Annotated in this window: 25 protein-coding genes and 1 tRNA gene; 16 read left to right on the top strand and 10 right to left on the bottom strand. The window is 58.3% G+C overall.

All coding sequences use genetic code 11. The features are described 5' to 3' along the window. Positions 1–45 precede the first annotated feature (45 nt). The gene (locus Q672_RS27095; protein WP_031226569.1) at positions 46–324 is read left to right on the top strand and encodes a hypothetical protein; all 279 of its coding nucleotides are present in this window, start codon (positions 46–48) and stop codon (positions 322–324) included. Between the two features lie 97 nt (positions 325–421). Here Q672_RS27095 and Q672_RS27100 read toward each other — a convergent pair. The 3 genes from Q672_RS27100 to Q672_RS27110 all read right to left on the bottom strand — a co-directional run bounded on the left by Q672_RS27100 (position 422) and on the right by Q672_RS27110 (position 1642). Then, positions 422–509 (bottom strand) — tRNA-Ser (locus tag Q672_RS27100). 141 nt (positions 510–650) lie between these two features. Continuing rightward, positions 651–1088, bottom strand: a complete 438-nt coding sequence (locus tag Q672_RS27105; protein ID WP_022985630.1) for a YiiD C-terminal domain-containing protein — start codon at positions 1086–1088, stop codon at positions 651–653. Further along, the gene (locus tag Q672_RS27110) at positions 1085–1642 is read right to left on the bottom strand and encodes a nitroreductase family protein (protein ID WP_022985631.1); all 558 of its coding nucleotides are present in this window, start codon (positions 1640–1642) and stop codon (positions 1085–1087) included. The genes Q672_RS27105 and Q672_RS27110 overlap by 4 nt, the downstream gene beginning before the upstream one ends. A 157-nt stretch (positions 1643–1799) precedes the next feature. On the opposite strand from Q672_RS27110, the gene Q672_RS27115 reads away from it, so the two are divergent. Next, complete coding sequence (locus Q672_RS27115; RefSeq protein ID WP_031226571.1) at positions 1800–3344, top strand: adenylate/guanylate cyclase domain-containing protein; 1545 nt, start codon at positions 1800–1802, stop codon at positions 3342–3344. 100 nt (positions 3345–3444) lie between these two features. Here Q672_RS27115 and Q672_RS27120 read toward each other — a convergent pair whose 3' ends face one another. The 3 genes from Q672_RS27120 to Q672_RS27130 form a co-directional block, all read right to left on the bottom strand. Further along, positions 3445–5097, bottom strand: a complete 1653-nt coding sequence (locus Q672_RS27120) for a hypothetical protein (protein ID WP_022985633.1) — start codon at positions 5095–5097, stop codon at positions 3445–3447. Between the two features lie 156 nt (positions 5098–5253). Further along, on the bottom strand, positions 5254–6510 hold the full coding sequence (locus Q672_RS27125; RefSeq protein WP_022985634.1) for an HlyC/CorC family transporter: 1257 nt from the start codon (positions 6508–6510) through the stop codon (positions 5254–5256). Positions 6511–6726: 216 nt separating this feature from the next. Next, positions 6727–7527, bottom strand: coding sequence for a cytochrome C assembly family protein (locus Q672_RS27130; protein WP_022985635.1), 801 nt, complete (start codon positions 7525–7527; stop codon positions 6727–6729). Between the two features lie 219 nt (positions 7528–7746). Here Q672_RS27130 and ffh point away from each other — a divergent pair, with 219 nt between their 5' ends. The 5 genes from ffh to rplS all read left to right on the top strand — a co-directional run bounded on the left by ffh (position 7747) and on the right by rplS (position 11454). Continuing rightward, positions 7747–9183 carry a signal recognition particle protein gene (gene ffh, locus Q672_RS27135; protein ID WP_022985636.1) on the top strand — a complete coding sequence of 479 codons (1437 nt, stop codon included), beginning with the start codon at positions 7747–7749 and terminating at the stop codon, positions 9181–9183. 302 nt (positions 9184–9485) lie between these two features. Next, complete coding sequence (gene rpsP, locus Q672_RS27140) at positions 9486–9734, top strand: 30S ribosomal protein S16 (RefSeq protein ID WP_022985637.1); 249 nt, start codon at positions 9486–9488, stop codon at positions 9732–9734. Continuing rightward, positions 9734–10288, top strand: coding sequence for a ribosome maturation factor RimM (gene rimM, locus Q672_RS27145; protein WP_022985638.1), 555 nt, complete (start codon positions 9734–9736; stop codon positions 10286–10288). The genes rpsP and rimM overlap by 1 nt, the downstream gene beginning before the upstream one ends. Before the next feature lies 1 nt (position 10289). After that, a complete protein-coding gene (gene trmD / locus Q672_RS27150) occupies positions 10290–11087 on the top strand; it encodes a tRNA (guanosine(37)-N1)-methyltransferase TrmD (RefSeq protein ID WP_022985639.1) in 798 nt (265 codons plus the stop codon). Between the two features lie 10 nt (positions 11088–11097). Then, positions 11098–11454 (top strand): 50S ribosomal protein L19, encoded by a 357-nt coding sequence (gene rplS, locus Q672_RS27155; RefSeq protein WP_022985640.1) that lies wholly within the window; start codon positions 11098–11100, stop codon positions 11452–11454. Between the two features lie 531 nt (positions 11455–11985). Here the strand turns inward: rplS and Q672_RS27165 are convergent. Continuing rightward, the gene (locus tag Q672_RS27165) at positions 11986–12240 is read right to left on the bottom strand and encodes a GlsB/YeaQ/YmgE family stress response membrane protein (RefSeq protein WP_022985642.1); all 255 of its coding nucleotides are present in this window, start codon (positions 12238–12240) and stop codon (positions 11986–11988) included. A 135-nt stretch (positions 12241–12375) separates the two neighbouring features. Between Q672_RS27165 and xerD the strand changes: the two genes are divergently transcribed. The 6 genes from xerD to Q672_RS27195 all read left to right on the top strand — a co-directional run bounded on the left by xerD (position 12376) and on the right by Q672_RS27195 (position 18269). Further along, positions 12376–13284, top strand: coding sequence for a site-specific tyrosine recombinase XerD (xerD, locus tag Q672_RS27170; RefSeq protein ID WP_022985643.1), 909 nt, complete (start codon positions 12376–12378; stop codon positions 13282–13284). A 46-nt stretch (positions 13285–13330) separates the two neighbouring features. Next, the gene (locus Q672_RS27175; RefSeq protein ID WP_022985644.1) at positions 13331–14101 is read left to right on the top strand and encodes a DsbC family protein; all 771 of its coding nucleotides are present in this window, start codon (positions 13331–13333) and stop codon (positions 14099–14101) included. A 109-nt stretch (positions 14102–14210) separates the two neighbouring features. Continuing rightward, positions 14211–15401, top strand: coding sequence for an alanine transaminase (alaC, locus tag Q672_RS27180; protein ID WP_022985645.1), 1191 nt, complete (start codon positions 14211–14213; stop codon positions 15399–15401). A 66-nt stretch (positions 15402–15467) separates the two neighbouring features. Continuing rightward, positions 15468–16769, top strand: a complete 1302-nt coding sequence (locus tag Q672_RS27185) for a homoserine dehydrogenase (protein WP_022985646.1) — start codon at positions 15468–15470, stop codon at positions 16767–16769. A gap of 58 nt (positions 16770–16827) precedes the next feature. After that, positions 16828–17910 carry a threonine synthase gene (thrC, locus tag Q672_RS27190; RefSeq protein WP_022985647.1) on the top strand — a complete coding sequence of 361 codons (1083 nt, stop codon included), beginning with the start codon at positions 16828–16830 and terminating at the stop codon, positions 17908–17910. A 149-nt stretch (positions 17911–18059) separates the two neighbouring features. Next, complete coding sequence (locus Q672_RS27195) at positions 18060–18269, top strand: DUF3565 domain-containing protein (protein ID WP_031226574.1); 210 nt, start codon at positions 18060–18062, stop codon at positions 18267–18269. A gap of 178 nt (positions 18270–18447) precedes the next feature. On the opposite strand, the gene Q672_RS27200 is transcribed toward Q672_RS27195, so the two are convergent. Next, a complete protein-coding gene (locus Q672_RS27200; RefSeq protein ID WP_022985649.1) occupies positions 18448–19674 on the bottom strand; it encodes an EstA family serine hydrolase in 1227 nt (408 codons plus the stop codon). Positions 19675–19932: 258 nt separating this feature from the next. On the opposite strand from Q672_RS27200, the gene Q672_RS27205 reads away from it, so the two are divergent. Beyond that, positions 19933–20250, top strand: coding sequence for a DUF962 domain-containing protein (locus Q672_RS27205; protein ID WP_022985650.1), 318 nt, complete (start codon positions 19933–19935; stop codon positions 20248–20250). Positions 20251–20261: 11 nt separating this feature from the next. Further along, entirely contained in the window at positions 20262–20690 is a 429-nt protein-coding gene (locus Q672_RS27210; protein WP_022985651.1) for a group III truncated hemoglobin, read from the top strand. On the opposite strand, the gene Q672_RS27215 is transcribed toward Q672_RS27210, so the two are convergent. Further along, positions 20674–21639, bottom strand: coding sequence for a GlxA family transcriptional regulator (locus tag Q672_RS27215; RefSeq protein ID WP_022985652.1), 966 nt, complete (start codon positions 21637–21639; stop codon positions 20674–20676). The genes Q672_RS27210 and Q672_RS27215 overlap by 17 nt on opposite strands. Before the next feature lie 119 nt (positions 21640–21758). Between Q672_RS27215 and Q672_RS27220 the strand changes: the two genes are divergently transcribed. Further along, positions 21759–22559 (top strand): alpha/beta fold hydrolase, encoded by an 801-nt coding sequence (locus tag Q672_RS27220; RefSeq protein ID WP_031226576.1) that lies wholly within the window; start codon positions 21759–21761, stop codon positions 22557–22559. A gap of 15 nt (positions 22560–22574) precedes the next feature. On the opposite strand, the gene Q672_RS34230 is transcribed toward Q672_RS27220, so the two are convergent. Beyond that, positions 22575–22748: a hypothetical protein gene (locus Q672_RS34230; protein ID WP_022985654.1), complete on the bottom strand. Its 174-nt coding sequence runs from the start codon at positions 22746–22748 to the stop codon at positions 22575–22577. Positions 22749–22834: the final 86 nt, after the last annotated feature.

Genomic DNA, 22834 nt, shown 5'->3' on the forward strand with positions numbered 1-22834 from the left:
TTTGCTTAAATGGTCTGGATTGTTGTGCCTGTTGTGGAGCCCACAGTGAAAACCTTTTTGAGAAAAGTCTTCTGGCCGATCCTGCGGCCCTTCGAATCCGGTACGGATGAGTACAACTACCGGGCGTCTTACCGCAAGATTCTTCTTGGGGTGGGAAGCCTGTTCCTGATCCTGTCCGCCGCAACGTTGGCGATGAGTCTTCACTCCGGGCTCTATGGCGGGCTGATCCCGGCGGTGTTTTTCGGGGTGTCGGCGTTGGTGTGTGTCGTGGTGGGCCTGTTGGGCGAAGACAAGGCCGTTGCCCGGATCTGGAAGAGCCGCTGAATCAGAGCGTTATTGGCAAGCTGTCGTCACGGCTTTAGGCTTGCAAAACGCAGTAATCAACCACAAAAAAGCCCCGCATTGCGGGGCTTTTTTGATTTGGCGGTGAGGGAGGGATTCGAACCCTCGATACGTTTCCGTATACACACTTTCCAGGCGTGCTCCTTCGGCCACTCGGACACCTCACCTTGAAACAGTTTGGCACTGCCTTGCGGCAGTGGAGCAGGCGTATGGCCATTACCTTGCTCACTCTTGAGGGCGCGTAGAGTACCGGAGGGTGGGGGTGCTGGCAAGTACTGCGGGGCCGGTTGGTCAGGCTTTGAGCGATTTCAGGTTCGCGCCAGATAAATCCCGGTAAATTCACAGACGGTTTGGCCTTGCTGATCTTTGCCGATAGCGCGAATGGCCAGGCTGGCCTTGCCGCGCAGGGTCAGGCGCTCCTCAAACCGGGGACGCTGCTCGGTGGTCACGGTGATCTGCATGTCGCTATGTAGCGGCAGGGTATATTTGAGCTGAGTCTCCACTGCCACCACATCAGCAGGGTGCCCGGCCTGTTGAGCGAGCAAGGTGGTCAGCCCCCAGCCGGACAGGGCCAGCAAGGCGGCCTGGCTGCCAGCGAAGAAGGTGCCCTTGTCATTATGGTTCGGGGCCAGTGGGGCGCTGACCCGCAGCTGATCGCCGTCAAACTGTTCGAACCGGAAATAGAGATGCCGGGTCAACGGGATTGCGTCACGAACCTGATCCGCCAGCGCGTCCAGATCGATCATGGCAGCTGACGGATGTAGTCTGCGGGGGCGTCGTCGGGAAGGCTCTTCAGACCAATGGCCGGGGTACCGAGATACAGATAGGCGATCACCTGGTCCTTGGCCGCAAACCCAAGCATGGATTTGGCCAGGTCGGAATTAGCCATGGCACCAGTGCGCCACATGGCGCCGATGCCGATTTCATAGGCCGCCAGCATCATGTTTTGAACAGCAGCTCCCACAGCGAGCATCTGCTCCCAGGCGGGGATTTTATGATTTTCGGTGATATCCGCTACGACGACGATGATGGTCGGAGCGCGTAATGCCTTGTTGCGGGCAATTTCCCGGGTGCGGCTGTCGGCCTGGGGCTGCTCTTCGAGAAGCTGCGCCTCCATGATGTCGCCAAGCCGCTCGCGCTGTTCGCCTTCCAGTACGATAAAGCGCCAGGGTCGCAGCAGCCCGTGATCCGGAGCGCGGATCGCTGCGCGCAGCAACAGGTCCAGCTGTTCGTCGCTGGGGCCGGGTTCGGCCAGGCGGGGACAGGATACGCGGGTGGTGAGGGCGGTGAGGGTGTCCATTCAGTGCTCCATTAACAAGGGCGCCATGGTATCCCGAATTGCGAATGAGTCCCAGCCACGACCTTAAAAGGGAGAAATAATCGCGTTAGTCGCCCCAGCCTTTTTTCTTAGAAGGGAAAGCGCTAAGCTTCCCGAAAATCATGTGAAACGATTCACAATGTCTTCCACCTCGAAAAAGAAAGCTCGCCGTCCGTTGATCGGGCCCATGGAGCGGGCACGCCGCCAGGCCAACTATATCCGTCTGCTTGCCTTTCTGGTGGCGGCAATGATGCTGGTGGCGGGTCTGAAGCTTGAGCTGTACCCACAGTTGCACCTCTTGGGGGTGGCGGGATTACTGGCCTATCCGCTGGTGGCCCAGGGCATCCTGTTCCTGGCCATGAAAAAAGACAAACCCCAGAAGCCGGTGCATCAGGCACTAATGCAGTCCGATGCCATGATTATTGGGGTCGCGTGTGCGCTTCTGCATTTTGCGCTGGTGCCATCACTGGTGTTGTTGATCATCGTCCATGCCAATGCGGTAAGCAGTGGAGGCCTCAAACCCTGGCTGCTCAACCTGCTCATGACCAGTATTGGGGCCCTGTTGATGGGGTATCTGCTGGGTTTTGCCTATTTGCCGCCGGATCAGGCCCCGGTATTGCTGACGGTGATTTCGCTGCTCGGCCTGGGTATCTATGTGGGAGCGTCCTCGACCTTTGCGCATTTACAGGCTAAATACCTGAAGCAAGCTCAGGAGCTGGTCACCCGGCAGCAACAGCAGGCTGTAGAAATGTCCCGCAAGCTGGCCAAGTATTTGCCGCCACAGATCTGGGGCTCGATTTTTTCCGGTAAGCGTGACGCCAAGTTGGAAACCCGCCGCAAACGGCTGACGGTGTTCTTTTCCGATATCAAGGGCTTCAGTGCTATTTCAGAGGAACTGCCGCTGGCGACCCTGACCAGCATGCTGAACTCCTATCTTAGTGAGATGACCCGAATTGCGCTCCGGCATGGCGGGACGATCGACAAGTTTATCGGTGATGCGGTGATGGTGTTCTTTGGTGACCCCAAGAGTGCGGGAGCCAGAGAGGATGCCTATCGGTGTGTGTTGATGGCCATCGAGATGCAGGAACAAATGAAGCTGCTGCGCCAGCGTTGGAAGCGCGAAGGCATTGATCACAAGCTGGAAATCCGGATTGGCATTAATACCGGCTATGTCACGGTGGGCAACTTTGGGACGGATTCGCGCATGGATTACACCATTCTGGGCACGGATGTGAATCTGGCCAGCCGTCTGGAGTCGGCCTGTCGTCCCGGGGGGGTACTGATTTCCGAAGCGACACAGGCGTTGGTGAAAGACCGCATTCGTTGTCGCAACATGGGCGATATTCAGGTCAAGGGTTTTAATCGTCCGATTCCGGTATTCGAAGCGCTGGGCGCACAGAAGGATGCCGGCGCGAAGAATCGCTACGTGTCTGCGCAAACCAGTGGCTTTGGTATTCACCTGGATGTGGAGCGTATTCGCAACTTTGACAAGAACACTATTCTCAGAACGTTGGCCCGTTCCGCCACTGATCTGAAAAAAACTGAGCCGGTGTCGGTCAATTACGAGGCGGAAGGGTTTAGCCTGCATGTGGACAGCGAGGCCATCAAGAAGAGAGAGCGGGAAAAAGTGATCGAAATGATGGGACGGGTAGCCAAGAAGGTACAAACCCAGGTCCGGGTGTAAGCCTCTAATGACGGCAGGCGTCATGCGAGGGTAGTTGCATGCCCTATACGAAAAACCACGCCAAAGGGCGTGGTTTTTCGTTTCCGGGTTCGTCGTTCTGTTAGTTCAAAGGATAAGACGTCCAGCCATCCGTCCAGTTCTGAACATTTCCGGGGCGCACGGCACCGAGATAGTTAGCGGCTTCATCCCAGAACTCCCCTTGCGGGATCGGGCTGGCTCCATTGCGGGCGGGGGAGCGGGCGGTGGGAGCGAAGTCCGGGTGTGAGGCGCTGGTGGCATCCCGTGTCAGCAGAGGGTCTGTACCGAACTGTGCCGCGACCGCACTGCTCTGGAAGTAGCGTCGCTCATCAAAACCATCGTCGTCGTCACTGTCCATCGCTTCAGCATCGAAGAAGGTCAGGCCCCGGTTTCCTACCTTGTGCACCATCATGCTGTTGAAGGTAAGTTCTCCGTTGCTGATGCGGCGAACGGTTTCGGCACCTTTCAGGTCGATGGTTTCGCCGGAAAATCCATCGATGATGATGTTATGAAAATGGCCGCCGGTGCCGACTTTCAGGGTCATGGCGCGGTGGTATTTTTCATGGCTCCGGGGGCTGATCAGCGTCACGTTGTACATGGTGGGTTCTGACAGAGGCGATGCATTCGGGTTTGCCTTCAGGTTGTCGCCTTCGAAAGCATTGTCGCCCACATTGGCATGTTGCTGTGCGACCAGAAATTGCACGTTGCCCCGCCAGCCCATGTCCCAGTCCAGTGAATCGTCTCCGGCACCGGTAATGACAATATGTTTGAGGTTGACGGTACCACCAAAGACCTCGATACCATCATCCAGGGCTCGATGAACCTGTACATGGCGAATAATGGTATTGCTGCCGCAGCCGCCCAGGGTCAGGCCGTTGAGTTCGTTGTTGGCATATACCTCAAATCCGGCAAACTCGATACGGGAGTACTCCATCACGCCGCAGGAGGATTCCACATCACGGCCACCAAACTCGCCGCGGGTATCGCCGGCAGGGATGCCTTCGATCTGTGCTCCCTCGACATTGACGGGGGCGCTGCCCAGCATTACGACGCCACCCCAGTCGCCTGCAGTTCGTGTGCCCTCAGCCTGGTTGCTGGTGAAAATGATGGGGGCGCTTTCCTGTCCGCGGGCAAACAGGGTGGCATCGCGGGTAATCACCAGGGCAGAGCCTGGGCGACCTTCGATGCGGGTGCCGGGCTCAATGGTCAGGGTGCCGCCTGCTTCAACGTAGACAATGCCGTCCAGAATCCAGGTGGTATTGGCGGCCCAGGTCTGGTGGCCGAACAGGGATCCCTTGATCACCTGGGTGCCGGCGATCAACTGGTGGATTGGTTTGTAGGCAAAGTAGGTGATGATGCCGAGCATGACTGCAGCCAGCCCCAGCCAGGCGTAAGTGCCGCGATGGCTCTTGCCCTGGCTGGTGTCACGGGAAGGCTGTGTTCCGAGGGTTTCAGCAATATCCGGGTTGGTCAGCGGGGTGCTGGCGGCTGGGCGTTTGTGCAGTAGTACGCCGTCACGATTGGCCTCCTGCAGTTTCTGGCCCAGCGCACGAATCTTGCGGTTGTCGTGATGGATTGCACGCTTGATGATCTCCGCCCGGTAAGTGGGATCATTCAAAAGGGTATTGAAGTGCACGAAACGAAGGCTGCTATCACCTTCTTGATCAAAGTTTTGTTTCAGTTGCCAGAGCAGTTCGACTAACTGGGCGCGCGGCGATGAGACTGCGTCCACCATAACTCCCCCAAATGGATACGGTGTTGATTAGGAAGAAAGGAGTATGTGGAAGAAAGATGACTGTTTGGTGAAAGTCGTATAGCGAATCGAAGCGAGTCGATCACACAGGAAAAACAGGGGGAATCTGCAATCGCAGCAGTGACCGGAAGGCGGTGCTCAGACCGCCAGGCGCATCCGGGTGGTTTTCACCATGTTGTCTTTAACCTGAAGAATCTCGATCTGGTACTGGTCGATTTTTACCGAAATATTGGCGTCCGGGATGTCCTGGAGGTATTCGAGGATCAGTCCGTTGAGGGTCTTGGGGCCATCGGTTGGCAGCTCCCACTGCAAGGCGCGGTTGATGTCACGCAATGTGGTGGAGCCGTCAATCACGAAGCTGCCATCTTCCTGGGGGTGAATATCCTGGCTGGTGGCGGCCAGATCGGTGGTAAATTCACCGACAATTTCTTCCAGGATATCTTCCAGTGTGACTAGTCCCTGCACATCACCGTACTCATCGACCACTACCCCGATGCGTCGCTTGGCATTCTGGAAGTTGATCAGCTGTTGGTGCAATGAGGTCGCTTCTGGCACGTAGTAGGGTTCGACGGTGTACTGCATCAACTCAGCCTTGTTGATGTCTTCCTTGAGGAGCAGGCGGCTGAGCTTGCGCAGGTGGAGCAGGCCAACCATGTTATTAGGGTCGCCGTTGTACACAGGGAGGCGGGTGTGCTGGCTGGCGCGCAGGGTGGTGAGAATGTCATGCATGTCATCCTCCAGATCAATACCGACCATCTCGTTGCGCGGCACCATGATGTCTTCCACGGTGACGGTTTCCAGATCGAGAATGTTCAGCAACATCTTCTGGTGGTTTTCCGGGATCAGGCCGCCGGCTTCGTTCACCACGGTGCGCAGCTCTTCCGGGCTGAGATGATCGTCGTCATGTTCGTTGGCCCGAATCCCGGCGAGGCGAAGCAGCAGGTTGCTGACGCCGTTGACCATCCACACCAGCGGGGCCAGCAGGGTCTGTAAAGGTTTTAACGCGAGACTGGCGGGAAAGGCGACCCGCTCCGGGCGCATGGCGGCAAAGGTCTTGGGGGTGATCTCCGCAAATACCAACATGATGATGGTGATGACCACCGGAGCCACAGCGGCCCCGCTATCGCCCAGCCAGCGAATGGCCAGGATGGCGGCCACGGTGGCGGCGAAGTTGTTGACGAAATTGTTGCCGATCAGGATCACAGACAGCAGACGGTCGGTGCGTTTAAGCAGCTTTTCGACCCGGGAGGCGGCCTTGTGGCCCTGACGTGCCAGATGCCGCAGGCGATAACGGTTGATGGCCACCATGCCGGTTTCACTGCTGGAGAAAAAGGCTGAGCCAAGCACAAGGAAAATCAGGGCGCCAATGAGCCACCCGTCAGAGAAGGTATCCAAGGGAAATGTCGTTTATCCGCCAGTTGGGGGGATATTGTTTGGGGTAGGACCGAGAGGTGTCAAGGAGGCAGTGAACAGTTAACAGTGAACAGTTCGCGATCCGGGGTTGTCTTTTTCCTTATGCCTTGAGGCCGCGTTCGGGCTTTAGGCGCGGGCTCAAGGTTTCAAACGCAAGTAGTGGGTGATCCGTGTTTCAACTTTGGACGTTCAATTCAATCAGCGCTTCAGAATGAACTCGAGCACCAGCTGACTACCGAAGAAGGCTACCAGCAGTACGGCAAAGCCGCTGAGGGTGAAGCGTGTGGCGGTGCGGCCTCGCCAGCCGCGCAGGTAGCGCCCCCCGAGCAGGATGGCGAAGACTACCCAGGCAATCAGGGTCAGGACCGTCTTGTGGACCAGGTGTTGGGCGAACAAATTGTCTACGTAAAAGAAGCCAGTGACGATAGCGAGGGTCAGCAGTATCTGGCCCAGCCAGATGACCTCGAACAGCATGGATTCCATCACCTGCATCGGGGGGAATAACCGCATCACACCGCGGATATGGCCACTGCGAAGCTGGCGGTCCTGAATGCTGAGAAGTACCGCTTGCCCTGCGGCAACACTGAGAACAGCGTATGCCACGATGGAGAAGAACACATGCTGGCCCAAGCCGTGCGCCAGGGGTTGGGCCACGTAGCCGGTATTGACCCATAGCATGGCGGGAATGGAAAGGGCGGCAAAGGGGTACACCATGGCCGAGATCCACTCAAACGGGCGGTACAGGCTGGAAATCAGCACCAGGGCAGTGCCGGTCATGGCGACGGTGGAAGCGACAGGAAATAACCCTAGCTGTAGCCCCTGGGGCGTAATGATCACCTCCCACAGGCTGATGGCATGGGCGATGACGGCGAGCAGGCCGGGAATCAGGATGGATCGGCGTGACGGCGCTTTCTCGCCGCGCAGCTGCCGGATCACGATCAGACAAGCGACGACGTAGAGAACAAAGGCCAGCAGGCCGCTGATCACCGAAAAATCCATAACGTGCTGTAATCCCTACAAAGGCCCGGGCGAGAAGTGCCGGGCAAGCCCGCTGAAGTCTGGCATAGGCGCAACTCTTCTATCAACAATCATTCTCATTTTACCGGTGGGTTTGTGGTTGGGCCCCATGACGTTGGCGGTAAATGAGGGCTATAATCGCGCCCTTGTCCCTGCCGCAGGCCCAATTGCGCGCAGACATAAGGATCTGGAGGTAGCACCATGTTCGAGAATCTCACCGACCGGTTGGGATCGTCGCTTAAAAACCTGGCAGGTCAGGGCTCCCTGACCGAAGACAATATCCGCGACACCCTGCGCGAAGTGCGCAAGGCGCTGCTGGAGGCCGATGTGGCCTTGCCAGTGGTGAAAGAGTTTGTCGAACAGGTAAAGGAAAAAGCCCTGGGGCAGGAAGTGCTGCAAAGCCTGAATCCTGGCCAGGCATTCGTGAAGATCGTCAATGACGAGCTGGTTCACACCATGGGCGACGCCAACGACGGCCTGGATCTGGCCGCCAAGCCGCCCGCGATCATCCTGATGGCCGGTTTGCAGGGGGCAGGTAAAACCACCTCGGTGGCCAAGCTTGCCCGCTTCCTGCAGGAGCGTGAGAAGAAGAAGGTCATGGTGGTGTCGGCCGACGTGTACCGCCCGGCGGCTATCGAGCAGCTGAAGACGCTGGCCGGAGAGGTTGAGACCCACTTCTTCCCGTCTACCGGCGATCAGGATCCGGTGGATATTGCCAACGGTGCGTTGGAAGAGGCTCGCCGTCGTTATATGGATGTGCTGATCGTCGATACTGCCGGTCGTCTCCATGTGGACGACGAGATGATGTCCGAGATCAAGCGGTTGCACGGGGCGATCAGTCCGGTGGAAACCCTTTTCGTGGTCGACGCCATGACCGGTCAGGATGCAGCGAATACCGCCCAGGCCTTTAATGAGGCGCTGCCGCTGACCGGTGTGATCCTGACCAAGGCTGACGGTGATTCCCGTGGTGGTGCGGCTCTGTCCGTTCGCCAGCTCACCGGCAAACCCATCAAGTTTATCGGCATGGGTGAAAAGACCGACGCCCTGGAGCCGTTCCACCCGGATCGTATCGCCAGCCGGATCCTCGGCATGGGCGACGTGCTCTCCCTGGTGGAAGAAGCCGAGCGCAAGCTGGACAAGAAGAAAGCCGAGAAGATCGCCAAGAAGTTCAAGAAAGGCAAGGCGATGGACTTCGAGGATCTCAAGGACCAGTTCCAGCAGATGCGCAACATGGGCGGTATGGCGGGCCTGCTCGACAAGCTGCCTGGCATGGGCGGCATGATGCAGGCGGCCCAGGACCCGGCGGCCATGAAGCAGATGAAACACATGGAGGCGTTGATCGACTCCATGACGGTAAAAGAACGTCGCAACCCGGACATCATCAAGGGCTCACGCAAGAAGCGCATCGCGGCGGGTGCCGGTCTTGAGATCCAGGACCTGAACCGCCTGATGAAGCAGCAAAAGATGATGGCCAAGATGATGAAGAAGATGCGCACCAAAGGCGGCATGAAGAACATGATGCGTGGCCTGGAAGGCATGATGGGTGGCAATGGCGGCCCGGGTGGTTCCGGTGGCATGGGCGGGCCCGGTGGCGGCATGCCTCCGGGCGGCATGGGCGGTGGAATGCCGCCGATGTAAGGAGCGGCACGTTTCAAGCCTCAAGCTGCAACGCGCGGGCAGGGCAGGTGGGAATTCCGCCTCTCTGCCCGCGCGGCGTTTGGGGCAGGGCGTTTGTTGGCGCGGCACTTGAGCCGTTGGGGAACTGCGAAACTCTTGTTGCGTGCTGCATCTCCCTGTATAATCCGCGCCCTTCGCGGCCTGTCCTTTGTTTTGCGCTCTGATGCAAGGCAGGGCCTGGCTTTCAAGCGGATACGATGGCTCGCTATGCCCTCCTCGGCAGGCGGCCGGGAAACCGGATTGATAAAAAAGGTAGATAAACCATGGTAGTTATTCGTCTCGCTCGCGGCGGTTCCAAGAAGCGCCCGTTCTACAGCATTGTTGTTGCCGATAGCCGTAACGCCCGTGATGGTCGTTTCATCGAGCAACTGGGTTTCTACAACCCCATCGCCCGTGGCGGTGAAATCCCTCTCAAGCTGAACCTCGAAAGCCTGGATGCCTGGGTGGGTAAAGGTGCTCAGCTGTCTGACCGCGTCAAGACCCTGGTTAAGCAGGCCCGTAAGGAAGCCTGATGATCACTGGAGGGCAGACGTCCTCTGAGCTGGAGGTTGTCGGTCGCATCCTCGGGGTGCACGGCGTGCAGGGGTGGGTAAAGGTTTTTTCCAATACCGACCCCCGCGAAAACATCCAGCACTACCAGCCTTGGCACCTTAAGCAAGGTGGCTCCAGATCTGGTGGAGAGTGGAAGCCGGTGAAGGTCATCGGCTTTCGTCCCCAGGGCAAAGGCCTGATCGCACAACTGGAAGGGGTAACCGACCGGAACATGGCGGCAGCGCTGGTGGGGCAGGATATCGGGATACCTCGTGACCTGTTGCCACAGTCTGGTGGTGGCGAATATTACTGGCGCGATCTTATCGGCCTGCGGGTCTTCCATAGTGAAGGCGCAGATTTCGGCAAGGTAGTCAGAATGCTGGAAACCGGTGCCAACGATGTGGTCGTGGTGCGCGGTGACAGCAAAAGCCTGGATCGTCGCGAGCGGCTGATTCCCTGGCAACCGGATGACGTGATCACCGATGTGAATCTGGCCGAAGGCCGCATGACGGTGGATTGGGACCCGGATTTTTAATATGACGACGGATACGGTGCCGTATCAGGTCACTCTGGTTACCCTGTTTCCGGAGATGGCAAAGGCGATTACCGACTTCGGCGTGACCCGGCGGGCAGTGGAAAACGGCCAGCTGGCGGTGGAAACCGTGAATCCACGGGATTTCACTGAAGATCGTCACCGCACCGTGGACGATCGCCCCTTTGGGGGTGGCCCCGGCATGGTGATGAAGGTGGACCCGCTGGCGCAAGCCCTGCAGGCCGCCCGCGCTGCCAACCCGGCAGCCAAAGTGATTTATCTGTCCCCTCAGGGGCAGACGCTGACCCAGGCGAAAGCCGAGGCGTTGGCGCAGCAGCCCGGCCTGGTATTACTGGCAGGGCGCTACGAGGGCGTAGATGAGCGTTTGCTCGACGCCGAGGTGGATGAACAGATCTCCATCGGCGATTACGTTCTCAGCGGCGGCGAACTGCCGGCGCTGGTGCTGATCGATGCGGTCAGCAGACTGATTCCCGGAGTGCTGGGTCACCAGGATTCCGCCGGACAGGACTCGTTTTCAGGTGAATTCGAAGACCTGCTGGATTGCCCGCACTACACCCGCCCGGAGGTGTACGAGGGGCAGGCAGTACCGTCGGTACTGCTGAGCGGCAATCACGAGTTGATTCGCCGTTGGCGCCTGAAGCAGGCGCTGGGACGGACCTGGCAACAGCGTCCGGACCTGCTGGAACGCCGCCGGGCGCGGGGTTTGAGCAACGAAGAGCAGCAGCTGTTGGACGAATACATCGCCGAGCAGGTGCCGCATACAGCAAAACCGAACGAATAGGAGCATTGCCATGAGCGGCAAGAACCTGATCATCCAGGGCATTGAAAATGCCCAGCTGAAAGCCGACCTGCCGGAATTTGGCGCCGGCGATACCGTTACCGTTCAGGTAAAGGTGAAAGAAGGTACCCGTGAGCGTCTGCAGGCGTTCCAGGGTGTTGTTATTGCCCGTCGTAACCGCGGCCTGAACTCTGCGTTCACCGTGCGCAAGATCTCCCACGGTGTGGGCGTTGAGCGTGTATTCCAGCTGCACAGCCCGCTGATCGATTCCATCGAAGTGAATCGTCGTGGTGACGTGAGCCGCGCCAAGCTTTACTACCTGCGCGATCGCTCTGGCAAGTCTGCCCGGATCAAAGAAAAGATTCGGTAAGACCGGCAACACCGGGTCTGCCGAGGGCGAATGTTGGTTCAGCCTTTGCTGTAGGGCATGCGGAATCAACCTCTGGACGGGCAGACCACAGCTCCAACGAAAAAGCCGCTTCCTTTCGGGAAGCGGCTTTTTTGTTGGTTCATCTTCGGGGCCGCCCTGCGGGCGTTCCTCGCTGCGCTCGGTGGCGGCGCGATAGCCAGAACCGTTAAAAGCAATATTTATCACAGAGGAGAACTTAAGAGCGTCTTTTCTCAGTCTCTGTACCCTTTGTGGCTTGATCCAAGGTTGGGCTATCGCGCCGCCAGCGACGCTCCTACGGATAGGTGGGAGTATCAAATGGGGCTTTCCCGCTAATCTGCGATGATCCTTTTTTTGGGGCTGCGCTATGGTTGCATCACGATGCGACGGTCGGGCAGACCGTCGTTGTGGGAAGCTTGCGGCAGGCGACCCTTGAGATAACGAGCCTGGCGTAAGGCGTTACCCGGGTTAGGGTCGGATCGCCTACCGGGAAGGTTGCCCGAGTTCCGCGTCTTACGCCTTTTTCAGCATCCGGTACAGGAATAGCAGCACCAGTGCCCCGACAATGGCGGTCACAAAGCTGCCCAGGCTGAAGCTGCCCACTGAGCCGCCCAGTCCGGTGATGGAGCCCAGCCAGCCGCCGACAAAGGCGCCAGCAATCCCGATGAGAATGGTGACAATAAAGCCGCCGGGATCCTTGCCCGGCATGATCCATTTGGCAACAATGCCGGCAATCAGGCCAAACACAATCCACGATAAGATTCCCATGTGTCCTCTCCTTGGTTGTCACGGTGTACCTCTATTGATGCCAGAAAGCCGTGCGTTTGTCCTTTGGATAAGCGGAAATCACGGTAATATTTGGTAAAAAGGGATTCGGCCATGGTAGTAAGGCAATGATAATTCATGAGTGACACTCGCGATGCGCAGGCACGGCTGATTGACGCCTGGCTGGACCAGCAGTGGCTGGAAAAAGGTCTAAGCGAAAACAGCCTCAGCAACTATCGCCGGGATGTGAGGCAGTTGGCGGATTGGCTGCACGAGCGGGGCGGTTCACTGCTGGAAGCGCAGCGTTACCAGCTGCTGGAGTTCCTTGCGGCCCGCCACCAGCTGGGGATTTCTGCCCGCACCGTGGCGCGACAGTTATCCGCGGTAAAAAGCTTCTATCGCTGGCTAAAGCGCGAGGGGCGGGTGCCGGAAGACCCCGCATTGTTGATTGAGCGGCCGAAAACGGGCCGGCCACTGCCCAAGACTCTTACCGAGGCCGATGTGGAGGCCCTGCTGGCGGCACCGGATCTGGATACCCCGCTGGGGTTACGTGACCGGGCCATGCTGGAGGTGCTCTATGCCACGGGGTTGCGGGTCACGGAGCTGGTCACGCTGACGCAAAGCCAGATTAATCCGCGGCAGGGGTTGGTGAGAGTGATCGGTAAGGGTGACAAGGAGCGGCTGGTGCCACTGGGTGAAGAAGCACTGCATTGGCTTGTTCGCTACCTGCGCGAGGGACGCCCCATGTTGCTGGGCAATGACCAGGAACTGCTGTTTCCCAGCCTGCGGGGCACCTGCATGACTCGACAGACATTCTGGCACCGTATCAAACAGATGGCGCAAGTGGCAGGGGTGCAAAAAGCCCTGTCACCTCATACACTGCGGCATGCTTTTGCAACGCACCTGCTGAATCACGGGGCGGACTTGCGGGTGGTGCAGTTATTGCTTGGCCATAGTGACCTGTCGACCACTCAGATCTACACCCATGTGGCACAGCAGCGATTACAGGATCTATACCAGAAACATCACCCTCGCTCGGGAACCTGAGTGGGGTTAACGGCTCCAATCAGGGAGCGGAAGGAGAAACGACAGAATGAAGAAGTGGTTTGTATTTGCCCTGATGGGACTGGTGACGGCCTGTGGTGCGGACTCCGGAGCAACTGAGAGTGCGGCGACCGGTGCAGGTGAAACGGGGGCAGAGGTAGCCAAGGCGGCATTTGAGAAAGTCTTTACCCGTGGCAAGGTTACCGAGGTTCGCGAAACAGAAATGGCTGGTGTGCTGGAGCTGACTATTAACGGTTCCGACACCTTGTACATGAGTGATGATGGCCGGTTCCTGTTTAATGGCAAGATGCTGGAACTTCGCGATGGCGATGTCATTGATCCCGTGGAAGAGCGCCTTGCCAAGGTGCGTACGGAAGGCATCAAGACGCTGGATGCAGAGGACCTGATTACCTACCAGGCCGAAGACGAGAAGCACGAGGTGTACGTTTTCACCGATATTACCTGTGGCTACTGCCGTAAGTTGCACCGTCATATTGAGGAGTTTCAACAGGCGGGAGTAACTGTGCATTATCTGGCGTTCCCCCGTGGCGGTGAATCGTCCCCGGCCACTGACCCGATGCGCCATATCTGGTGTGCGGATGATCCCCGCAAAGCGCTCACAGATGCCAAACTCTCGGAGACTCTGAGCGAGTCTGAGCTCAAGGAAGACTGCGCCGCAGTGGTGATGGAGCAGTACGAGCTGGGTATCGAATTCGGGGTGCGCGGCACGCCGGCCATTTACACCACGGACGGCCAGCAACTGGGTGGCTATCTTGCCCCGCAAGATCTGCTTTCCCGGCTTGAGGCGGCGGGCTCCTGACGCCCGCAATCCGGCGCTTTGCGCTGGATTCACCGGTGGCTATACATTGACGGCGCAGTGATGCGCCGTTAATGTGTCCGCCTTGTTTTCCCTGCCCCCAAGGTGTCCTGTGGATACGGATTTTCAGCGCATTCGACGACTGCCTCCCTACGTCTTCAATATTGTTGGCGAGATGAAGAAGGCGGCGCGAGCGCGGGGCGAGGATATTATTGATTTCGGCATGGGCAACCCGGACCAGCCCACCCCGAAGCATATCGTCGACAAGCTGGCGGAAACCGTGCAGCGGGGCGATACCCACCGTTATTCCCAGTCGCGGGGGATTCCGCGGCTACGCAAGGCCATCACCGATTGGTATCAGCGCCGCTACAGTGTTGCGCTGGACCCGGAATCCGAGGCCATTGTCACCATCGGCTCGAAGGAGGGCCTGGCCCACCTGGCGCTGGCGACCATGGGCCCGGGTGATACGGTACTGGTGCCGAACCCCAGCTATCCGATTCACCCCTACGGTTTCGTGATTTCCAATGCGGACATTCGCCATGTACCCCTGGTGAAAGGGGTGGATTTCTTCGCCGAGCTGGAACGCGCGATCAAGGAATCCTGGCCCAAGCCGAAAATGCTGGTGTTGAATTTCCCGGGGAATCCCACCGGGCAGTGTGTGGAGCTGGAGTTCTTCGAAAAAGTGGTGGCCATTGCCCGTGAGCACAATATCTGGGTAGTGCACGATATTGCCTATGCAGACATCGTGTTTGATGGCTATCAGGCCCCGTCTATCCTGCAGGTCGAAGGTGCACGGGATGTGGCGGTAGAATTCTTTTCTCTGTCAAAGAGTTACAATATGCCCGGCTGGCGGGTGGGCTTCTGTTGTGGCAACAAGGACCTGATTCACGCGCTGGCCCGGATCAAGTCCTATCTCGACTACGGCACCTTTACTCCGATTCAGGTGGCCGCCATTGCGGCGCTGGAGGGAGATCAGAGCTGTGTCAGTGAGATCTGCGAAATGTACCGTCAGCGCCGTGATGTGCTGGTAGACGGGCTGGCCGAGATCGGCTGGCAGGTGGAGCGACCCCGTGCCACCATGTTCGTATGGGCCGAAATCCCTGAGCCCTACCGGGAAATGGGCTCACTGGAGTTTGCCAAAAAACTGCTGACGGATGCCGGCGTTGCGGTGTCTCCCGGCGTGGGTTTTGGGGAATACGGGGATGATCATGTCCGTTTTGGTCTGATCGAGAACGAACAACGCACCCGGCAGGCTATTCGCGGCATCAAGAAGATGTTCCGTCAGGATGGGCTGCTGGGCTGAGATGGCGGGCAGGTGAGGCCTGCCGCTGACTGAATAATGAATGATGTATCTGAACGAGGAAACGCTGTGAAGCCGGTGAAGGTGGGAATTGCAGGTCTGGGTACCGTTGGCTCAGGCACCGTAAACGTGCTCAAGCGCAATGCGCGTGATATCGCCCGTCGTGTGGGGCGTCCGATTGAAATTACGCACATTGGTGCTCGCCGTGACAACCCGGCCTGCGAGACTGACGGCATTCGCCTGTCCCGTGACATTTTTGCCGTGGCCAGCGACCCTGATATCGACATTCTTGTTGAGCTGATTGGCGGCACCGACACCGCTCGTGAGCTTGTCCTCACGGCCATTCGCAACGGCAAGCACATTGTGACCGCCAACAAGGCGCTGATCGCTGAGCATGGCAACGAGATCTTCCAGGCTGCCCAGGATAATGGCGTCGATGTGGCGTTCGAGGCCTCTGTGGCCGGTGGTATCCCGATTCTGAAATCCCTGGGTGAAGGTCTTGCGGCCAACCATATCCACTGGCTGTCCGGGATTATCAACGGAACCGGCAACTTTATCCTGACGGAAATGGAAGAGGGCGGTCGTGATTTCAACGACGTGCTGGCCGAAGCCCAACAGCTGGGTTATGCCGAAGCGGACCCGACTTTCGACGTGGAAGGCATCGACGCTGCGCACAAGCTGACCATCCTCGCGTCCATCGCTTTTGGTATCCCGCTGCAGTTTTCCAAGGTCTACACCGAGGGAATCAGCCGAATCACTACGGAAGACGTGGCCAGCGCGGCCCATTTCGGTTATCGCATCAAGCACCTTGGCATCGCCAAGGACACGGGCAACGGGATTGAGCTGCGAGTGCACCCGACCCTGATTCCCAAGGAAGCGATGCTGTCTGCCGTCAACGGTGTCATGAATGCGGTGATGGTCAATGGCGATGCGGTTGGCCCGACCCTCTTCTATGGTGCCGGTGCTGGCGCCGAGCCGACTGCCTCTGCGGTGGTGGCCGATATTATTGAGCTGGGCCGTGCGCTGACCGTGGACCACGATGAGCGGGTGCCTTACCTCGGTTTCCATACCGATCATATGTCTGACGAGCCGATTCTGACCATTGATGACGTGACCTGCTGTTTCTACCTGCGTTTGCATGTGCAGGATCAGCGTGGGGTGCTGGCGGACATCACCCGAATCCTCAGCGACAACAACGTCAGTATTGATGCCATGGTGCAGCGCGAAGTGGATCAGGGGCTGGTGCCTATCGTGATGATGACCCACGAGGTCCGCGAGGGTGACATGAATGCCGCGCTCGACAAGATCGCTGCCCTTGAGACCGTGGATAGCGATATAATGCGCATCCGCGTGGAATCCCTGGACGCCTGATTTTTGTCGTCTGGCGGCAGACGCCAGACGTCCGATGCTTTAAAAAGAGATGAAGACTATGCCTTTTCGTGACCGTTACACCGGCCTGATCAACCGCTACCGTGACCACCTGCCGGTGAATGATGACACGCCGATCATCAGCCTGGGTGAAGGTAACACCCCGCTGATCCGCCTGAAGAACATCCCCAAGATGTTGGGCAAGGATGTGGACATCTACGTCAAATACGAAGGCCTGAATCCCACGGGGTCGTTCAAGGACCGCGGTATGACCATGGCCGTTACCAAGGCCGTGGAAGAGGGCAGTAATGCCATTATCTGTGCCTCCACCGGGAATACCTCTGCGGCCGCTGCGGCCTACGCGGCTCGGGCCGGCATCACCGCCTTTGTACTGATCCCGGAAGGCAAGATTGCCATGGGCAAGCTGGCTCAGGCGATGATGTACGGTGCGGTGATCATGCAGATCCGTGGCAACTTCGACCAGGGTATGGAGTTGGTGAAGCAGGTAGCCGAAAAAGCACCGGTGACCATCGTTAACTCGGTGAACCCCTACCGCCTGCAGGGCCAGAAGTCTGCTGCCTTTGAAATCGTGGAAGAGCTGGGCCGTGCCCCGGATTTCCACTGCTTGCCAGTGGGCAATGCGGGCAACATCACCGCGCACTGGATGGGCTACAGCGAATACAAGAAAGCTGGCGTAGTGAATGCGGCGCCCAAGATGGTGGGCTACCAGGCAGAAGGCGCCGCACCGTTCCTGCGCGGCGGCCCGGTCAGTGATCCGGAAACGGTCGCTACAGCGATCCGTATCGGTAACCCGCAGTCCTGGGACAAGGCCTGGGCCCTGCAGGAAGAGTCTGGCGGCTGGTTCGATGAATTGACCGACCAGGAAATTCTGGCAGCCCAGAAGCTGCTGGCCGAGAAAGAAGGCGTGTTCTGTGAGCCTGCTTCTGCTGCGTCTCTGGGCGGTGCTATGCGCGATATCCAGAGCGGCAAGATCCCGGAGGGGTCCACCATCGTGTGCACCCTCACTGGTAACGGCCTGAAAGACCCCGATACCGCCATTGCGCAGTGTCAGGACAGCCGCATGGTGACCATTGATGCGGACCTGGACGCGGTGAAAGGCGCGATCCTGTCCAATATGTCCTGATCCCTGCCGGGTATCGGGAAGACGAGAAACGGAGCGCCTGGCGCTCCGTTTTTTTATGGCCGTTGCCGTTGGGCTTGCCAGCGAGTCGCTTGAAGGGCGAAGGCGTTGAGGATTAGATAGGGGCTATGCGGACCATGGAGGGCCAGACCATGAGCTTTCAGGTGACGGTGACCGGGTTTAGCCAGGATGAACGACTCGACTGGGTGATGCTGCTGTCCTGCGGCCATCGCCAGCATGTGCGCCATCAGCCCCCGTTCATCAATCGCCCCTGGGTGACCAGCGAGGCAGGCCGTCATCAGCATCTGGGCATGGTGGTCACTTGTACCCAGTGCCAGCGGTGCATGCCGCTACCGCGATAGCGGTGTCATCTGCCAGGCGTCGGCGGCCATCTCCGGTGTCTACGGAAAATTCTATGGTGCCCGGCAGAGCCCTGTTAGCTGTTGCGGGTCACCATAGAATCTCCCACAGCCGAAAACCTAACGACAGCCGAGGTTGCCGGACGAGCTTTTGCGCCGTGTTTAATGTGGGAGCAGGCCTTCAACGCAGCCGTGTGTGCCGGTTGATAGTGTGCTGCAGACCAAACAGGGACGGCAAGTGTGGACCAATCACGCCTTTTCCGGTGGTCAGCAATGCACCGCTCAGATCCCGTTGCGGGTCGGCCCAGCAATAAATACTGATAAAGCCCAGATGCCCAAACGCTTTTGGCGCGCCGGGGCCAAACATACCCATTCCCCGGTTGCCGAGCATGAACCCGTTGGAAAAGTTCAGCGGCAACATCAGGCTGCGATCGAAGCGAGGCCGGTGATAGGCCGGTTCCAGCGCACGCGCCACGGTCTCTGGCTGAAAAATCTGTTGGCCATCGTAGCGTCCCTCGTTAAGCAGCATCTGAAAGAAGCGACTGGCTTCTTCCGCTGTAGCATAGAGGTTGCCCGCAGGGACAATGATGTCCTGGAAACGATCATCGTTTGAGACTTCCACGACCTCATCAATGCTTCCCCCCACCGCGTGATTGAGGAACAGATCGACCAGCTTGAATGGCACGCCGGTGGACACATCCAGCGCCCGTTCCGGACCCGTGCCGCCAAAGGTGAAATACTTCATGCCCATGGGCTTGCGCACCACCCGGTCCAGCGTGGCATTCAGATCTTCACCGGTTACAGCCTCAACGATGCGACCGACAATAAAGCCCGCGGTCACCGCATGGTAGGCCTGAGCATTCAGGGTGGTTGGCTTGGCCGCACACAGCAGGTCAAAAATTTCTTCTGGCCGGAAAAGAATCTCCGGAGATACCGGCTCTTGGGGGCGGGGGATACCTGCCTGGTGAGTTAGCAGTTGGCGGAGGGTGGTGCGGCCCTTGCCATTCTGGCCGTACTGCGGCAGGTAGCGGGTCACGGGATCATCCAGGTCCAGCTGTCCTTGCTCCACCAGATGATGAATCATCATTGCGGCCACCACCTTGGAGGCCGAGAACAGGCAGACCGGTGTGTCTGGTGTCATGACACGCTGGGTATCGGGATTTGCAAACCCGATACTGCGGTTGAGCATGATCTCTCCGTGACGGCGCAGGCACAGGCTGATGGCCGGGCTCATGCCGCCGCGATACAGTTTTCGGGTTGCGCGCCAGATGGATTCCACCTGCTCCGAGGCCATGCCGGTTTTTTCCAGCGGCGCCTCTTCACCGTGGCGGACCAGGGAATCCAGACTGCGGGGGATCGGGTTGCCGTGCTTGCTGATGAGCCGGCGGACGCGGGGACGTAGAGCCATATTGTTTTAACCTGTTAAGCCCGAGCTCAGGTTGGCGCGGGACGAGAACACTGTGTATACAAATTATTTTCCGTGTTTTTCAGTACCTTGCATTGGCAGCAGGGCCTTTGACGGGTGGCGCAATTTCACCCGAATCCTGTCCTCATCTGACCAGGTCAACGGAGGTACAATCAGCCTGAGATTACAAGTTTTTGTGCCTGCTGCCTTGGATGATCCCGGTATAACATAATGGTGTCAGGTCGGATTCAGGAGAGAGCGATGAATACCATCAAACAGTCAGATTTCCAGAGCTTTGCAGAGTTCTACCCCTATTACCTGCAGGAGCATGGCGATCCCACTTGTCGTCGTTTGCACTTTTTCGGCACCCTCGGGGTGATCTCGATTGTGTTGGGGGTCATTTACACCGGCAACCTGTGGGGCCTGATCTGGGTACCCATCGTGGGCTATGGCTTTGCCTGGGTAGGACATTTCTTTTTTGAGAAAAATCGCCCGGCGACCTTCAAGCATCCCTGGTACAGCCTTGCCGGTGACTTTGTGATGTTCAAGGATATTCTTGTCGGCCGGATCAGTTGGTAAGAGGAAAACTGATGACGGCGGTGGAGATCTTTGTGCCGGGTCAGGCGCAGCCAGACGATGCGTCGTTGCCGGATCTGGATTGCAAAAACAATATCGATGCCATGGTCTACGGCTTCTATCAGCGTATGCTGGAAGACCCGGAGATGGCACCGGTATTTTTTGACGTAGCCGGGATCGATCTCAACGCACATTTACCGCTGATCTGCCAGTACTGGCACAAGATGCTGCTGGGGGACAGAACCTACCAGCGGCACATGATGGAAAAGCATCGGGCGCTGGATGACAAGATCCCGCTCACCGGTGTGCATCACGAGCGCTGGCTCGGCCATTTTATGGCCAATCTTGAGGGACGTTTTGCCGGGCCCAACACCGACCGGGCCAAACGCCTTGCGGCCCGGGTAATGGATAATCTTTACCGCCAGCTCAGTATGCGCCGTTAGTCTTGCGCCACCGGGCAGGAGTGTCGCCCGCTTCGCGCTGGAACAACCGAATAAAATAGCTGACATTCTCGTATCCCACCTGGTGGGCAATCTGCTGCACAGACAGTGCCCCACTGATCAACAGCTTCTTGGCACGATCTATTCTGACTTTCTGCAGGTACAGGTGAGGCGCAAGTCCGGTAGCAAGGGTAAAGCGTCGCTTCAGGTTCCGCTCGCTGAACCCGAACCGGGAGGCGAGCTGCTCCAGTGACATTGACGCCTGCGGGTTGCTTTCAAGCCACTCCTGCACGGCAAGGATGGCCGCATCATCGTGGCGCCGGGTGCCGGGCAGAACCGGGCGCATCTGGATTGGGCTTGAGACCAGCAGGTGCGCGGCGCAGAGCTGGGCAAAGTGGTCTCCACGGTCATTGGCCAGCAGTGCCAACAGGGCATCGAAACTGCCGTGCAACGAACCGGTGCTGTATAACCAGCGATCCTGAAGGTAGCTCTCTCTGGCCCGAAAGTGGCATTCCGTGTAGCGCTGCTGAAGCGTGGGGAGAAACGCCCAGTGGGTGTTGATACACAAGCCGTTGACGAGTCCCGTGGCTGCCAGTGGGACAATGCCGGTGGACAGGGTAAGCACAACGCGCTTTGCTTCACAGTGCCGGGCCAGATATGCCAACCCGCGCCGCGTCGGGCTGGGGGTATGCTCCAGTACCGGACCTTCAATGGCCGGGAAAATCAGCCAGTCTACTGGACGCGACTCTTCCAGAGGGGAGTCTGTCTCAATGCCAATCCCTCCAGCTGCATCGAGCCGGGTGTCCGCTGCGTTCGCCAGCAGGTGAACCCGGTAAGCCGCTGCCAGCCCTGTCTGCTTTTCCAGCAAAGAGACAATACGGAAGAAGTCGGTCACCGCGAACAGGCTCATGGCCCAGCAGCCAGGGGTGACGACAATACCGATGTTTTTCATAGACAGGGGAACGCATGATGGCCTGAATGGACTATCATTTTGCCTGTGCGGGAATGGAACAGGAAGAGGGGGCTGGGGACAATACAGGGGTCACAGTAATGGCGAAGCCGGGGACAGACATGACAGAGCCAACAGGGTTTTTGCAGAAAGGGGGCGAGAGGCTATTACCGTTGCCCGGGCTGGGGGTGGTCTATACCAAAATCTGGCCTGGTGACCCGCGCAAGGCTCCGTTGCTGTTGCTGCATGATTCGCTTGGGTGTGTGGCGTTGTGGCGGGATTTCCCCGAGCAGCTCAAGGTCGCCACTGGGCGCACGGTCATTGCCTATGATCGCCCGGGTTTTGGCCGCTCTCCCAACCGGACGGACCCACTCCCGGTGTCGTTCGTGGAAGACGAAGCTACTGTGGTGGTGGCGCTGTGTGATGCGCTTGATCTGAATCGGGTCGCTTTACTGGGGCACAGTGTGGGGGGCGGAATGGCGCTGGCGAGTGCCGTGGCTCTTGGGGTGCGTTGTGTTGCCGTGATTACCCTGGCAGCCCAGGGCTTTGTGGAAAAGCAGACCCGGTGCGGGATCGAGGCGGCGAAGGTCGCTTTTTCAGACCCTGTACAGAGGGAGAAGTTATCACGGTATCATGGTGACAAAACGGATTCGGTGTTGGCTGCCTGGATTGATACCTGGCTGGGTGAGTCGTTCAGTGACTGGAATCTGGATCAGCTATTGTCGTCCATGCAGCGACCCTGGCTGTGTCTTCATGGCGATGCCGATGAATATGGATCGGTGGCTCACCCCCTGCGGTTAAATGATCAGGCGCTGGTTAAGGGGGAGCTGAGGATTTTGCCAGGCGGAGGGCATTTCCCGCACCGTGAAAATAGCTCGTTGGTCGTAGAGGCCGTGAGAGGCTTTCTGCAAGAGAAAGCCTGAGCCGCATGACAGGCTTTACAGCATGGGTACCAGCCAGTTGCCGAGCAGTAGCCCGGCGCCGCCAAGACAACAACTGCCGATGAGAATCGGGTCGGACTGCAATGCGTTCCGCCTGGCGTGGTAGTAGAGCCCGGCAGCCAGCAGGCACAGTGCGACCAGCCCCACCGTTATCCCCATTATTGTGTGCATGTCAGTGCCTCGTCATCGTGGCGATACCTTGGGAGCCTCTGAATAACTCCTTGCGTACTCAGCGCGACCTGGAGCGTGCAGCTGTT

This window comes from Alcanivorax sp. P2S70, from assembly GCF_000475295.1.
GTDB classification, from domain to species: Bacteria; Pseudomonadota; Gammaproteobacteria; order Pseudomonadales; family Alcanivoracaceae; genus Alcanivorax; species Alcanivorax profundi.

What these genes read in the sequence shown, in the direction of transcription:
- Q672_RS27105 (WP_022985630.1), bottom strand. Translation starts at nt 1,088, where the DNA reads ATGATCGATCTGGACGCGCTGGCGGATCAGGTTCGTGACGCAATCCCG.
- Q672_RS27110 (WP_022985631.1), bottom strand. Translation starts at nt 1,642, where the DNA reads ATGGACACCCTCACCGCCCTCACCACCCGCGTATCCTGTCCCCGCCTG.
- Q672_RS27115 (WP_031226571.1), top strand. Translation starts at nt 1,800, where the DNA reads ATGTCTTCCACCTCGAAAAAGAAAGCTCGCCGTCCGTTGATCGGGCCC.
- Q672_RS27120 (WP_022985633.1), bottom strand. Translation starts at nt 5,097, where the DNA reads ATGGTGGACGCAGTCTCATCGCCGCGCGCCCAGTTAGTCGAACTGCTC.
- Q672_RS27130 (WP_022985635.1), bottom strand. Translation starts at nt 7,527, where the DNA reads ATGGATTTTTCGGTGATCAGCGGCCTGCTGGCCTTTGTTCTCTACGTC.
- ffh (WP_022985636.1), top strand. Translation starts at nt 7,747, where the DNA reads ATGTTCGAGAATCTCACCGACCGGTTGGGATCGTCGCTTAAAAACCTG.
- rpsP (WP_022985637.1), top strand. Translation starts at nt 9,486, where the DNA reads ATGGTAGTTATTCGTCTCGCTCGCGGCGGTTCCAAGAAGCGCCCGTTC.
- rimM (WP_022985638.1), top strand. Translation starts at nt 9,734, where the DNA reads ATGATCACTGGAGGGCAGACGTCCTCTGAGCTGGAGGTTGTCGGTCGC.
- trmD (WP_022985639.1), top strand. Translation starts at nt 10,290, where the DNA reads ATGACGACGGATACGGTGCCGTATCAGGTCACTCTGGTTACCCTGTTT.
- rplS (WP_022985640.1), top strand. Translation starts at nt 11,098, where the DNA reads ATGAGCGGCAAGAACCTGATCATCCAGGGCATTGAAAATGCCCAGCTG.
- Q672_RS27165 (WP_022985642.1), bottom strand. Translation starts at nt 12,240, where the DNA reads ATGGGAATCTTATCGTGGATTGTGTTTGGCCTGATTGCCGGCATTGTT.
- xerD (WP_022985643.1), top strand. Translation starts at nt 12,376, where the DNA reads ATGAGTGACACTCGCGATGCGCAGGCACGGCTGATTGACGCCTGGCTG.
- Q672_RS27175 (WP_022985644.1), top strand. Translation starts at nt 13,331, where the DNA reads ATGAAGAAGTGGTTTGTATTTGCCCTGATGGGACTGGTGACGGCCTGT.
- thrC (WP_022985647.1), top strand. Translation starts at nt 16,828, where the DNA reads ATGCCTTTTCGTGACCGTTACACCGGCCTGATCAACCGCTACCGTGAC.
- Q672_RS27195 (WP_031226574.1), top strand. Translation starts at nt 18,060, where the DNA reads ATGAGCTTTCAGGTGACGGTGACCGGGTTTAGCCAGGATGAACGACTC.
- Q672_RS27200 (WP_022985649.1), bottom strand. Translation starts at nt 19,674, where the DNA reads ATGGCTCTACGTCCCCGCGTCCGCCGGCTCATCAGCAAGCACGGCAAC.
- Q672_RS27205 (WP_022985650.1), top strand. Translation starts at nt 19,933, where the DNA reads ATGAATACCATCAAACAGTCAGATTTCCAGAGCTTTGCAGAGTTCTAC.
- Q672_RS27210 (WP_022985651.1), top strand. Translation starts at nt 20,262, where the DNA reads ATGACGGCGGTGGAGATCTTTGTGCCGGGTCAGGCGCAGCCAGACGAT.
- Q672_RS27215 (WP_022985652.1), bottom strand. Translation starts at nt 21,639, where the DNA reads ATGAAAAACATCGGTATTGTCGTCACCCCTGGCTGCTGGGCCATGAGC.
- Q672_RS27220 (WP_031226576.1), top strand. Translation starts at nt 21,759, where the DNA reads ATGACAGAGCCAACAGGGTTTTTGCAGAAAGGGGGCGAGAGGCTATTA.
- Q672_RS34230 (WP_022985654.1), bottom strand. Translation starts at nt 22,748, where the DNA reads ATGCACACAATAATGGGGATAACGGTGGGGCTGGTCGCACTGTGCCTG.